The organism is Enterobacter mori LMG 25706 (assembly GCF_000211415.1).
Classification (GTDB): domain Bacteria; phylum Pseudomonadota; class Gammaproteobacteria; order Enterobacterales; family Enterobacteriaceae; genus Enterobacter; species Enterobacter mori.
The window spans coordinates 465666-478144 of record NZ_GL890776.1 but is presented as its reverse complement, the minus strand read 5'-3'; the positions used below and the strand labels follow the sequence as shown (position 1 = coordinate 478144).

14 protein-coding genes are annotated in these 12479 nt (G+C 56.1%); 4 read left to right on the top strand and 10 right to left on the bottom strand.

What is annotated here, in order from left to right:
• Positions 1-33: 33 nt before the first annotated feature.
• Entirely contained in the window at positions 34-699 is a 666-nt protein-coding gene (locus tag ENTMO_RS0112130; protein ID WP_010431105.1) for a MarC family NAAT transporter, read from the bottom strand.
• A 256-nt stretch (positions 700-955) separates the two neighbouring features.
• On the opposite strand from ENTMO_RS0112130, the gene marR reads away from it, so the two are divergent.
• Genes marR through marB form a run of 3 tightly spaced genes read left to right on the top strand, consistent with a single transcriptional unit; the run spans position 956 to position 2041 of the window.
• Positions 956-1390, top strand: a complete 435-nt coding sequence (gene marR / locus ENTMO_RS0112125; RefSeq protein ID WP_010431103.1) for a multiple antibiotic resistance transcriptional regulator MarR — start codon at positions 956-958, stop codon at positions 1388-1390.
• 20 nt (positions 1391-1410) lie between these two features.
• Positions 1411-1791: an MDR efflux pump AcrAB transcriptional activator MarA gene (marA, locus tag ENTMO_RS0112120; protein WP_001303241.1), complete on the top strand. Its 381-nt coding sequence runs from the start codon at positions 1411-1413 to the stop codon at positions 1789-1791.
• A gap of 31 nt (positions 1792-1822) precedes the next feature.
• Positions 1823-2041, top strand: a complete 219-nt coding sequence (gene marB, locus ENTMO_RS0112115; protein ID WP_010431092.1) for a multiple antibiotic resistance protein MarB — start codon at positions 1823-1825, stop codon at positions 2039-2041.
• Positions 2042-2078: 37 nt separating this feature from the next.
• On the opposite strand, the gene eamA is transcribed toward marB, so the two are convergent.
• Positions 2079-2978 carry an O-acetylserine/cysteine exporter gene (gene eamA, locus ENTMO_RS0112110; protein ID WP_010431090.1) on the bottom strand — a complete coding sequence of 300 codons (900 nt, stop codon included), beginning with the start codon at positions 2976-2978 and terminating at the stop codon, positions 2079-2081.
• Between the two features lie 193 nt (positions 2979-3171).
• Here eamA and ydeE point away from each other — a divergent pair, with 193 nt between their 5' ends.
• A complete protein-coding gene (ydeE, locus tag ENTMO_RS0112105; RefSeq protein WP_029485077.1) occupies positions 3172-4365 on the top strand; it encodes an efflux MFS transporter YdeE in 1194 nt (397 codons plus the stop codon).
• A 47-nt stretch (positions 4366-4412) separates the two neighbouring features.
• On the opposite strand, the gene zinT is transcribed toward ydeE, so the two are convergent.
• From zinT to ENTMO_RS0112065, 8 genes are all read right to left on the bottom strand, one after another.
• Positions 4413-5051, bottom strand: coding sequence for a metal-binding protein ZinT (zinT, locus tag ENTMO_RS0112100; RefSeq protein ID WP_010431084.1), 639 nt, complete (start codon positions 5049-5051; stop codon positions 4413-4415).
• Positions 5052-5103: 52 nt separating this feature from the next.
• Positions 5104-5802 (bottom strand): urea ABC transporter ATP-binding subunit UrtE, encoded by a 699-nt coding sequence (urtE, locus tag ENTMO_RS0112095; protein WP_010431081.1) that lies wholly within the window; start codon positions 5800-5802, stop codon positions 5104-5106.
• Positions 5803-5811: 9 nt separating this feature from the next.
• Positions 5812-6609 carry an urea ABC transporter ATP-binding protein UrtD gene (gene urtD / locus ENTMO_RS0112090; RefSeq protein ID WP_010431077.1) on the bottom strand — a complete coding sequence of 266 codons (798 nt, stop codon included), beginning with the start codon at positions 6607-6609 and terminating at the stop codon, positions 5812-5814.
• Positions 6609-7682 carry an urea ABC transporter permease subunit UrtC gene (gene urtC / locus ENTMO_RS0112085; RefSeq protein WP_010431075.1) on the bottom strand — a complete coding sequence of 358 codons (1074 nt, stop codon included), beginning with the start codon at positions 7680-7682 and terminating at the stop codon, positions 6609-6611. The genes urtD and urtC overlap by 1 nt, the downstream gene beginning before the upstream one ends.
• Entirely contained in the window at positions 7682-9256 is a 1575-nt protein-coding gene (gene urtB / locus ENTMO_RS0112080; protein ID WP_010431072.1) for an urea ABC transporter permease subunit UrtB, read from the bottom strand. The genes urtC and urtB overlap by 1 nt, the downstream gene beginning before the upstream one ends.
• A gap of 24 nt (positions 9257-9280) precedes the next feature.
• Positions 9281-10552 carry an urea ABC transporter substrate-binding protein gene (gene urtA, locus ENTMO_RS0112075; protein WP_010431069.1) on the bottom strand — a complete coding sequence of 424 codons (1272 nt, stop codon included), beginning with the start codon at positions 10550-10552 and terminating at the stop codon, positions 9281-9283.
• Between the two features lie 199 nt (positions 10553-10751).
• A complete protein-coding gene (locus ENTMO_RS0112070) occupies positions 10752-11855 on the bottom strand; it encodes a cobalamin-independent methionine synthase II family protein (RefSeq protein ID WP_010431066.1) in 1104 nt (367 codons plus the stop codon).
• Between the two features lie 156 nt (positions 11856-12011).
• Positions 12012-12425 carry a rhodanese-like domain-containing protein gene (locus tag ENTMO_RS0112065; protein ID WP_010431063.1) on the bottom strand — a complete coding sequence of 138 codons (414 nt, stop codon included), beginning with the start codon at positions 12423-12425 and terminating at the stop codon, positions 12012-12014.
• Positions 12426-12479: the final 54 nt, after the last annotated feature.

The window sequence follows — 12479 nt, the reverse complement described above, 5'->3', positions numbered from 1 at the left end:
CGGGTAAGGCGAAGCCGCCACCCGGCAATGACCTCAGTGGTAGGTCTTAATAATTTCCAGCACGCCGTTAATAATAAACTGTACGCCCATACACACCAGCAGGAAGCCCATCAGACGGGAAATCGCTTCAATCCCGCCCTTTCCTACCCAGCGCATAATCGCACCGGAACTGCGCAGGGATGCCCACACGATAATACCGATAAGCGCGAAAATCAGCGGTGGCGCAACCGTCAGCACCCAGTCCGGGAAGGTGGAGCTATCACGCACCGTTGAGGCGGAGCTGATGATCATCGCAATCGTTCCCGGCCCCGCCGTACTCGGCATCGCTAACGGGACAAAAGCAATATTCGCGCTGGGCTCTGTTTCCAGCTCTTCGGATTTGCTGGCCGCTTCCGGTGATTCATGCGCTTTTTGCGCGGGGAACAGCATACGGAACCCGATAAAGGCCACAATCAGCCCCCCGGCGATACGCAGGCCGGGAATCGAAATCCCAAAGGTGTTCATCACCAGCTGTCCGGCGTAATAAGCCACCATCATGATGGCAAACACATAGACAGAGGCCATCATCGACTGATGATTGCGCTCTGCGCTGTTCATGTTCCCTGCCAGCCCCAGAAACAGCGCCACCGTCGTTAACGGGTTCGCCAGCGGCAGCAACACCACCAGCCCCAGGCCAATTGCTTTAATCAAATCCAACATAGTACGTCGTTGTCCTTATCCATATTCATCCCCGCAATTATAGGGTGAAAGTGTGACATTCAGCCATGACCACAACGTAACCATTATTTTCTCACTGCAATGATAACCCTGCGTTATGTATATGATTTGAAAGTACTCAAAAAAAGTTCATGAAACGTTTTAGCAATTCGTGGCATCCGTCGATTCATTCAGTTGACTTATACTTGCCTGAGCAATAATATCTGCCGTGACTAAACTACTTGCCAGGGCAACCATTGTGAAAAGCACCAGCGATCTCTTTAACGACATCATTCCACTGGGCCGTCTTATTCACATGGTTAACCAGAAAAAAGATCGCCTGCTCAATGACTATCTGTCACCGCTGGATATCACCGCAACACAGTTCAAAGTGCTGTGTTCCATTCGCTGCGAAGTTTGTATCACGCCGGTTGAGCTGAAAAAGGTGCTCTCTGTCGATCTGGGTGCGTTAACCCGCATGCTGGATCGTCTCGTCTGCAAAGGATGGATAGAACGAAGCCCTAACCCGAATGACAAACGCGGCGTGCTGATCAAACTGACCAGCGACGGCGCGGCCATGTGTGAGCAATGTCATCAACTCGTAGGACAAACACTGCATCAGGAACTAACAAAAAACTTAACGGCAGATGAAGTGGCAACGCTTGAGCTTTTGCTTAAGAAAATACTGCCGTAAACAGAAAAAGAGGTATGACGATGTCCAGACGCAATACTGACGCTATCACCATTCATAGCATTTTGGACTGGATCGAGGACAACCTGGAATCGCCGCTCTCCCTTGAAAAAGTGTCAGAGCGTTCAGGTTACTCAAAATGGCACCTGCAACGGATGTTCAAAAAAGAGACCGGTCATTCATTAGGTCAATATATTCGCAGCCGCAAGCTGACGGAGATTGCCCAAAAACTGAAAGAAAGCAATGAGCCGATCCTTTATCTGGCGGAGCGTTACGGATTTGAATCGCAACAAACCCTGACGCGCACGTTTAAGAACTACTTTGATGTGCCGCCTCATAAGTATCGTATCACCAGCATGCCGGGTGAATCCCGATATCTCTATCCGTTAAAACACTGTAGTTAAACAACGCCTGTAAAGACGTACCGAGGAAATCATGAAAGTTACCGTCTCCGCCGCCCTCGCCTTGCTGGTGCTGTTTTCCAGCCAGACCTTCGCGGAGCAAACGCCCAGTGCAACGCAGCAAAATAATCGTGACACGATGATTTTGCCGTCAGCACATGACCAGTCACCTTTTGATTTCAACCATATGGGGGCTGGTAGCGACAAATCCGACGAATTAGGCGTGCCGTATTACAATCAGCACGGCTTCTGATTCGTTTTGCCCCGCCTCTGCGGGGCTTTTTTGTGCCCTAATTCCGTACTCGCGTCGCCCGACGCACGCGCAAACCAAACACGTTGATGTAGAGTCCACCCATGATCAGCACCGCGCCAAAGAGCTGCAGCGCGCTGAGTTTTTCATCCAGCAGCAACGCCGCGCTGGCCAGCCCCACCACGGGTACCAGCAGAGACAGTGGCGCCACCCGCCAGGTTTCGTAGCGACCCAGCAGCGAACCCCAAATGCCATAGCCGATAATTGTGGCGACGAACGCCAGATAAATCAGCGACAGGATAGTCGTGAGATCGATCTCGACCAGGCTTTTCAGCATCAGATCCGGGCCGTCCAGAATAAACGATGCCGCCAGAAACGGGATAACAGGGATCAGCGCACTCCACACCACCAGAGACATCACCGCCGGGCGCGCCTCATGCTGCATAATCAGCTTGTTGAAGATGTTTCCGCAGGCCCAGCTAAGCCCCGCCGCCAGCGTGAGCATAAAGCCCAGCAGGGCCACATGCTGACCGTTCAGGCTGGCTTCAATCAGCACCAGCACGCCAAACACCGCCAGCGTGATCCCCGCCAGCTGTTTACCCTGTAAACGCTCACCAAACACAAACGCGCCGAGAATAATGGTAAAGAACGCCTGCGCCTGCAGAACCAGCGAGGCCAGACCGGCGGGCATGCCGAACTTAATGGCGCAGAAAAGAAACGCAAATTGACCAAAACTGATGGTCAGGCCGTAGCCCAGCAGCAATTTCAGGGGGATTTTTGGACGCGCCACGAAAAATAGCGCCGGGAACGCTACCAGCATAAAACGTAAACCGGCCAGCATCAGCGGAGGCATATTGTGTAACCCCAGCTTGATGACCACAAAATTAAGCCCCCACACTACGACCACCAGCAACGCCAGCAGCCCGTCTTTACGCGTCATACCCTGCCCCTGAATTATTAATAATTTGTTAACACTTCAAGGTAACAGAAAAAATAGCACCACGAGAAGATCATTAATTCTGGCAGTCAGGCGAAGCATTTAGGGATAAATTAGGCGCTATACAAGCCCCTTATGTCGTGATACTCCTTTTATAACACAACAAAAAAAGCATAAGCATTTGTCGGGCAGGAATATGAAACCATCTCTCAGGCGCTCTACCGCAGCGCTGCTGGCATCGTCATTGTTATTAACAATCGGTCGAGGGGCAACGCTGCCGTTTATGACCATTTATCTCACGCGCGCGTATAGCATGAGCGTCGAGAATATCGGTTATGCGCTGACCATTGCGCTGACCATTGGCGTCGTGTTCAGCTTAGGGTTTGGCATTCTGGCCGATAAGTTTGATAAAAAGCGCTATATGCTAATCGCCATTGTGGCGTTTATTGCGGGCTTTGTGGCCATTCCATTGGTTAATAACGTCACGCTGGTGGTGCTGTTTTTTGCGCTGATCAACTGCGCCTACTCGGTTTTTTCAACGGTACTCAAAGCCTGGTTTGCCGATGTGCTGACCTCAAGCGAAAAAGCCCGCGTCTTCTCCCTGAACTACAGCTTCCTGAACATCGGCTGGACGATCGGCCCACCGCTTGGGACCCTGCTGGTGATGTACAGCCTGCAGCTCCCGTTCTGGCTGGCGGCCTTTTGCGCCGCACTGCCGCTCGGCTTTATCCATTTCTTTGTACAGAAAAGCGTGGCGTTAGATGCCGCTGAAGAAAAGGCGCCATGGCAGCCGTCGGTATTGCTGAAGGACCGCGCCCTGTTCTGGTATACGCTGTCTGGTCTGCTCGCCTCTTACGTCGGGGGATCGTTTGCGACCTGCATTTCGCAGTATGTGCTTGCCGCGCACGCGGACGGTGATTTCGCCGAAAAGGTGGTGGCCGTGGTGCTCCCCGTCAACGCCGCCGTGGTGGTGACGCTGCAATACGCCCTCGGGCGTAAAATTTCAGCCAGCAACATTCGCCCGCTGATGACCGTTGCCACCCTGTTTTTCATTGTGGGTCTGGGCGGGTTTATGCTCTCCGGTGAAAACCTGGTTTACTGGGGCATCGCTGCCGCGATCTTTACCCTCGGGGAGATTATCTATGCTCCGGGGGAATATATGCTGATCGACAACATCGCCCCGCCGGGAATGAAGGCGAGCTATTTCTCCGCCCAGGCGCTGGGCTGGCTGGGCGCGGCGGCGAACCCGATGATCACTGGGCTCATCCTGACCCATCTGCCGCACTGGTCATTGTTTGTGATTATGATGGCCGCCATCGTCATTGCCTGGCTGATGATTTTGCGTGGGATGAGCGTGAAAGCGTGGTGCGAATCGCCCAAAGTCGCGTAACCATGTAGGCCGGGTAAGGCGTAGCCGCCACCCGGCTCAAGCAAAATCTAGTGGTGCAACATCTCTTCAACCACCTGTTCTTTGTACATCTCGTTCGGGTAGTACGTCGGCCAGTTATCCATCTCTTTCAGCAGCGCCTCGTGGGAGGTATTGCCCATGAAAAGATGGAAGTGTGAAGAGGCTTTCGGTCCAATGATATGGTCGCTGAACTGAACAAACTTCGGTGCCTTGCTGCTGGCATCCTTACACTCAAACAGATAGCGAACGCCTTTTTTCCCCGAGGCGTAGGTCAGGATTTTGTAGCCGCTGTAGTCGTAGTGACAGCGGCTTACCGTTTCCCCCTGGTGGAATTCCATCACGTTATTTTCGATGCCGATAGATCCCACGTCCGTTGCGTAGCCCGTCCGGTAATAGGCTTTCACCGCCTCAACGGATTTGTGGTCCTTCTCCGCTTTCTTCTTAAATACCGGATCGAGCGAACCGTCCAACAGGAACGGATAGACGGATTGCCAGGTACCGTCCCAGTCAGACAACTTTCTGTCCTTCACGTCTTTATCCTCAAACACGCCGTTCGCCGCCTTCTGTTCCGCCTCGGTCATCTGGTGACCGTGCGAATGGGCAAACAGCTGGCCGCTGACCAGCAGCGCCCCCAGAGTCATGGCAATTTTTCCAATATGTGCAGCCAAAACAAAACCCTCATTCCGTTTTATAAGAATAAGGATGTTATATTATAACATTTCAGATCGCAACCAGACCGCGAACGCCCTCCTGCTCCATATTTTCACCACGACCCTGCTGAATAATGGTGCCGCGCGACATCAGCAGATAGCTGTCGGCCAGCTCGGCGGCAAAGTCATAAAACTGTTCGACCAGCAGAATCGCCATATCGCCGCGATCCGCCAGCGAGCGGATCACCTGCCCAATCTCTTTAATAACCGATGGCTGAATGCCTTCCGTCGGTTCATCGAGGATTAGAAGCTGCGGACGGCTTGCCAGCGCGCGTCCTATCGCCAGCTGCTGCTGTTGTCCCCCGGAGAGATCGCCCCCGCGGCGGTGTTTCATCTCTTTTAACACCGGAAACAACTGCCAGATCTCATCCGGCACCTGCTTCGCGTCGCGGGCGGAAAAGCGTGACAGCCCCAGCAGCAGATTCTCTTCAACGGTTAAGCGCGGGAAAATCTCGCGCCCCTGCGGGACATACGCCACGCCAGCATGCACCCGCTGGTGCGGCTTGCTGTGGGTGATTTTCTTGCCCTGCCAGACGATGTCACCGCTTTTCGCCGGGATCAGCCCCATCAGACACTTCAGCAGCGTGGTTTTACCGACGCCGTTGCGCCCCAAAAGACAGGTGACCTCGCCGCGAAGAGCCTGAAAGCTCACGCCGCGCAGAATATGGCTGCCGCCGTAGTATTGATTCAGTTCGTTAACCTGTAGCATTACGGCTCCTTAGCGTCCCAGATAGACTTCAATCACCTGCTCGTTGGCCTGTACCTCACGAAGCGAGCCTTCCGCCAGCACGCGCCCCTGATGCAGCACCGTCACCCGATCGGCGATGGTTTCCACAAACCCCATGTCATGTTCCACCACCATCAGAGAGTGCTTGCCCGCCAGCGTTCTGAACAATTCTGCGGTGTATTCGGTTTCCGCGTCCGTCATTCCAGCGGCGGGCTCGTCCAGCAGCAGCAGATGCGGATCCTGCACCAGCAGCATACCGATCTCCAGAAACTGTTTTTGCCCGTGAGAAAGCAGCCCGGCGCGGCGGTCGCGCTCGCTGCTGAGCCGCAGAAGCACCAGCATTTCATCAATGCGATCGACCTGTTCGCCGTTTAGCTTTGCCCGCAGACTCGCCCAGACGGATTTGTCGGTTTTCATTGCGATTTCGAGGTTTTCCCACACCGTAAGCGCTTCAAAGACCGTGGGTTTCTGGAATTTACGCCCGATCCCCTGTCGGGCAATAGCGGCGGGATCGAGCAGGGTCAGATCGACAGACTGGTCATAGCGCGCTTTGCCGCTTTGAGGCCGCGTTTTGCCCGTGATAACGTCCATTAACGTCGTTTTGCCCGCGCCGTTAGGCCCAATTACGCAGCGCAGTTCGCCCACGCCAATATTGAGCGTGAGATCCGTCAACGCCTGAAACCCGTCAAAATTGACGTTGATGGCCTCAAGCTGCAACACGGGATCGGTCTGTTCCCGGTAGCGGTCACCGGGCAGCTGCCGGGTGAATAATCCATCAGATGGCTGCATTATTTCTCCCCCTTACGCAACAGGCCGTAGACGCCGCGCGGCAAGAACAGCGTGACGGCGATAAAAATCAGCCCCAAAAACAGCTGCCAGTATTCCGGCATCGCGACGGTGAAGAAGCTCTTGGCGCCGTTCACCAGCGCTGCGCCAATCACCGGACCGACCAGCGTGCCGCGCCCGCCCAGCGCCACCCAGATAGCGGCTTCAATCGAGTTGGTCGGCGACATTTCGCCAGGGTTGATAATGCCCACCTGCGGAACGTACAGCGCCCCCGCCAGACCGCACAGCACCGCGGACAGCGTCCACACCAGCAGCTTGAACCCGCGCGGATCGTAACCGCAGAACGTCAGGCGGTTTTCCGCGTCACGCACCGCCGTGAGGATGCGGCCAAACTTGCTTTTCGCCAGCGCAAATCCTGTGCCTAATGCCAGAATCAGTAGCAACACGGTCGCCAGAAACAGCGCGATACGCGTGGCGGTCTCCGTCACCGGAAATCCGAGCAGGGTCGTAAAACCGGTAAAGCCGTTATTACCGCCAAAACCGGTCTCGTTACGAAAGAACAGCAGCATGCCCGCGTAGGTCAGCGCCTGGGTCATGATGGAAAAATAGACCCCCTTGATTTTTGAGCGGAAGGCAAACCAGCCAAACACCAGCGCCAGCAATCCCGGAACCATCACAATCAGGACCAGCGCCCAGGCAAAGTGCTGGGTGCCCCACCAGAACCACGGCAGCTCGCTCCAGGAGAGAAAGGACATGAACGCAGGCAGACCGTCACCCGCCGCCTGGCGCATCAGGTACATCCCCATCGCATAGCCGCCAAGGGCAAAGAAAATGCCGTGTCCCAGCGAGAGCATGCCCGCGTATCCCCATACCAGATCGAGCGCAACGGCCACGATGGCATAGCAGAGGATCTTGCCAATCAGCGTCAGCATCCAGGTCGATAGCGCCAGGGGATGCGTGGCGGGCAGCAGCGCGAAAAACGGTAAGATCAGCAGACACGCCACCAGCAGGCTGCCCGCAATCTGAGTCGTGCGCGGCGCTTTACGCGCCATCGTTAAGGTAAGTGGCTGGCTCATCAGTCAGTAACCCTCCCTTTTAAGGCAAAGAGTCCCTGAGGGCGTTTCTGAATAAACAGAACGATCGCCACCAGAATCAGGATCTTGCCGAGTACCGCACCCATCTGCGGTTCGAGAATTTTGTTGAAAATCCCCAGGCCAAACGCCGCTGCCACGCTACCGGCCAGCTGGCCGACGCCGCCCAGCACCACTACCAGGAACGAGTCGATAATGTAGCCCTGGCCCAGCTCCGGCCCCACGTTCCCCAACTGGGAAAGCGCCACGCCGCCCAGACCGGCAATGCCGGACCCCAGCCCAAACGCCAGCATGTCGACACGCCCGGTAGGCACCCCGCAGCAGGCAGCCATGCTGCGGTTTTGGGTCACCGCGCGGACGTTCAGGCCAAGACGGGTTTTGTTCAGAATCAGCCAGGTGAAGAACAGCACCAGCAGCACAAAGCCCAGCACCACAATGCGGTTCCACGGCAGCGTCAGGTTGGCGAACACCTGCACGCCTCCGGAAAGCCAGAACGGGTTTGCCACCTCCAGGTTTTGTGCCCCGAACGTCATGCGTACCAGCTGGATAAGCATCAGGCTGATCCCCCATGTCGCCAGCAGCGTTTCCAGTGGACGTCCGTAAAGATGGCGGATCACCGTGCGCTCGAGAATCATTCCGATGCCCGCCGTCAGGCAAAAGGCCACGGGCAGCGCAATAACCGGATAAAGCGCCAGCCACTGGGGCATAAATTGCGCCATCACCTGCTGCACCATCCAGGTGGCATACGCCCCTAACATCAACATTTCACCATGCGCCATGTTGATGACGCCAAGCAGTCCGTAGGTGATCGCCAACCCCAGCGCAGCCAGCAGCAGGACAGAGCCCAGAGAAAGCCCCATAAATGCTTGCCCGAGCAAGTCGCCCCACATCAGACGGTGCTGTATGTGGCTCAGGCTCTCGGCAGCGGCCGCACGCACCTTCGCATCCGGCTCCGTCTGCGGTTGGGTAAACGGCGTGATTTTTGCCTGCACGTCCGGGTCGTCGGATTGACCCAGTAGTTCAATGGCCTGAAGACGGGTCTCCGCCAGTGGACTGGCAAGCTGGAGGTTCGCCAGCGCCAGCAGCAGCGACTGCCGCGTCACATCATCCGTTTCGAGACTGACCCTTTTTTGCAGAAAACCGAGCATATCTGGCTGGATATCCCGCTGGAGCTGCCGGGCTGCGCCTCGCCTTTCTGTGACGCTGTCACTTATCAGTTGATGTGTCGCCAGGGCAGTCGCCGCCAGCACACGGAGTCGGTTGGTCAGGCGTACGGCTTTGGTAGCGCCTTCTGCCGCCGTTGCCGCCCCGAGCGGCACCATCTCGCCGCCGTGCCTGGCAAAGGCATGTTTCTGGCCGTCGATAAACAGGCTTTCAGCTTGCAGCGCCTGAAGCAGCGGCATCCTTGCCGCATCCGGTGAAGCCGCCCACGCGGTCAGCAATGCTGCTTGCTGCGTGCGGTTAGCAGCAACAAAGTTATCGGCATCCGATGCCTGCGCCATCCCTGGCAGCAGTCCGGTAAGCCATACAAGAGCGATGAACATGCGCATGGCGTTCATGACGTTTCTCCCTGCGGTAATGGCTTAATTACTGGCGGTTTTCATCGGCTGGTCAGGCTTTTTGTCATTTCCGGCGATGAACGGGCTCCACGGCTGGGCACGCACCGGCGCGTCGGTTTGCCAGACCACGTTAAACTGGCCGTTACCCTCGATTTCCCCAATCATGACCGGCTTATGCAGGTGGTGGTTGGTGGCATCGGTGGTGAGCGTAAACCCAGACGGCGCTTTAAAGGACTGACCTGCCATCGCGGCACGCACTTTATCCACGTCGGTGGTGCCTGCTTTTTCGACGGCCTGCGCCCACATGTGAATGCCCACATAGGTAGCTTCCATCGGATCGTTGGTTACGACGGTATCGGCATTCGGCAGCTTGTGCGCTTTGGCGTAGGCTTTGTAATCCGCCACGAAGGTCTGGTTGGTTGGGTTATCCACGGATTCGAAGTAGTTCCACGCCGCCAGGTTCCCCACCAGCGGTTTGGTGTCGATCCCACGCAGCTCCTCTTCGCCGACAGAGAACGCCACCACCGGAACATCGGTAGCCTTCAGGCCCTGGTTAGCCAGCTCTTTATAGAATGGAACGTTGGAATCGCCGTTGAGGGTCGACACCACCGCCGTTTTACCGCCTGCGGAGAATTTCTTAATGTTGGCTACGATGGTCTGGTAATCGCTGTGGCCAAACGGGGTGTAAACCTCTTCAATGTCTTTATCCTCTACGCCTTTTGAATGCAGGAAGGCGCGAAGGATCTTGTTGGTGGTGCGCGGATACACGTAGTCCGTGCCCAGCAGGAAGAAGCGCTTCGCCGCGCCGCCGTCTTCGCTCATCAGGTACTCCACCGCCGGGATCGCCTGCTGGTTCGGCGCGGCGCCGGTATAGAAGACGTTCGGCGACATCTCTTCGCCTTCGTACTGAACCGGGTAGAACAGCAGGCCGTTCAGCTCCTCAAACACCGGCAGCACGGATTTGCGCGACACCGACGTCCAGCAGCCGAACACCACCGCCACCTTATCCTGGCTAATGAGCTGACGGGCTTTCTCGGCAAACAGCGGCCAGTTCGACGCCGGGTCAACCACCACCGGCTCCAGTTTCTTGCCCAGCACGCCGCCTTTGGCGTTGATCTCATCAATCGTCATCAGGGCAACGTCTTTCAGAGGCGTCTCGGAGATCGCCATCGTGCCGGACAGCGAGTGCATAATTCCCACTTTGATGGTATCGGCAGCCTGCACGCCAAAACTCATTCCCATCGCGACCACAGAGGCCGACAGTACAAAAGCTTTTAACAAGGTACGACGGTGCATATTTTCACTCCTGAAAAGAAAGCTGTGCGAAAACGTCCGATACCGCAGGGACGCAGATAAACAAGGTGTCAGCTTCAGGAGAGCAAAAAGGATGCCAGAATGGAGAAAGCGGAATGGCGGGAGATGAGGCGCGGGTTGTAAAGAGAACGACTCAGAATGAATCAGCGCTGCACTTTTATAATGCAGCGCTGGAGGAGGCTTACCAGACTTCGCTGGCGATCTGCGTCACCAGACGCACTTTGTCCCACTGCTGGGATTCGCTCAGGCTGTTGCCCTCTTCTGTCGAGGCAAAGCCGCACTGCGGGCTAAGGCAGATTTGCTCCTTCGCCACGTATTTCGCCGCTTCTTCCAGACGCGCCTTCACCCCTTCCGGGTTTTCCAGCTCGCCGTTCTTGGTGGTGATAAGGCCCAGTACCACCTGCTGCTTGCCCGGACGCACGAAACGTAATGGCGCAAAGTCGCCGCTTCGGTCGTTGTCGTATTCGAGGAAGAACGCGTCAACGTTGACCGTCCCGAAAAGCACCTCGGCCACTGGCTCATAGCCGCCTTCGGAAATCCAGGTCGAACGGAAGTTACCGCGACAGACATGCAGCCCGATGGTCAGATCGTCAGGCTTGCCTTCGAGCGCTTTGTTCAGCACGCGGGCATAGATCCGTGCCAGTTCATCGGCATCATCGCCGCGCTCGCGGATCTGGCGTCGCTGGTCGTCCGAGCAGAGATAGGCCCAGACGGTATCGTCCAGCTGAAGATAACGACAGCCTGCGTCGTAAAACGCGCGGATGGCATCGCGCCAGGTGGTCGCCAGATCGTCAAAATACTCAGCCAGATCGGGGTACACCGTGGCGTCGATATCTTTACGTCCCCCGCGGAAATGCAGCACGCTCGGGCTTGGAATGGTCATCTTCGGCTGCGCGTTCCCGCTAATGCTTTTCAGGTAGCGGAAATCATCAAGCATCGGGTGCTCGCCAAAGCCCAGCTTGCCCGTCACGCGAACGCCGTGGGCTTTCGTCTGCACGCCGTTGAACTGAATGCCCTGCTGTGAATCGTAACGCTCCACGCCCTGCAGGCCGTCGAAGAAATCAAAATGCCACCAGGCGCGGCGAAACTCACCGTCAGTGACGACGTGTAGCCCGCAGGCGCACTGCTGCTCGACAACATGGCGGATGGCCTCATCTTCTACCGCACGAAGCTGCCCGGCATCAATCTCACCGTTGGCAAATTTCTGGCGAGCCTGCTTGATGGCATCAGGGCGTAAAAAACTGCCAACTACATCGGCGCGGTACGGGGCGTGTTGTCGCTGCATGGAAATCTCCTCTGTCTGTCGGCAATGGTTGCCAACAGTGATAATTCATCATTTGAATCTTTAGACTTCTGGATGTCTAAATGTCCAAAAAAGATGTCATATCTGCCGCATTCCGGCAAACGAGAAAATTTCACCTGTGTTGAAAAAAATTCATCTTCACAGCGAAACAGGCGATCCCTCATGAGCAAACGTGAACCCTTCGTCTTCCCACCCGGTAATCCCCCCGAGCATGATCTTTACCGGCAGCCCAAGGCGTGCGAGCTTAAGCGCAGCCCTGGCTGCGCCGTTACAGTGAGGCCCGGCGCAGTAAACGACAAACAGCGTGCCTGCAGGCCATTGCGTCATGCGCTCTGCGGATATCTGGCTCCAGGGCAAATGCAGCGCGCCGGGGACGTGGCGACGGGCAAACTGCTCTGCTTTACCCACCACGTGCAGCAAAACAAAGTCCTGTTCATTGTTTGTAATGGCATGATGCACGTCAGCACAATCGGTCTCGACGCTCAGCCGACGCAGAAAATGGGCAACGGCTTCCTGCGGTTCTGCTGCCGGGATTTCAGTAACATAGCTCATGATCCTTCCTCATCTTGGGTGTTTGTGTTAACACTACTCTATCCATAAATTCAG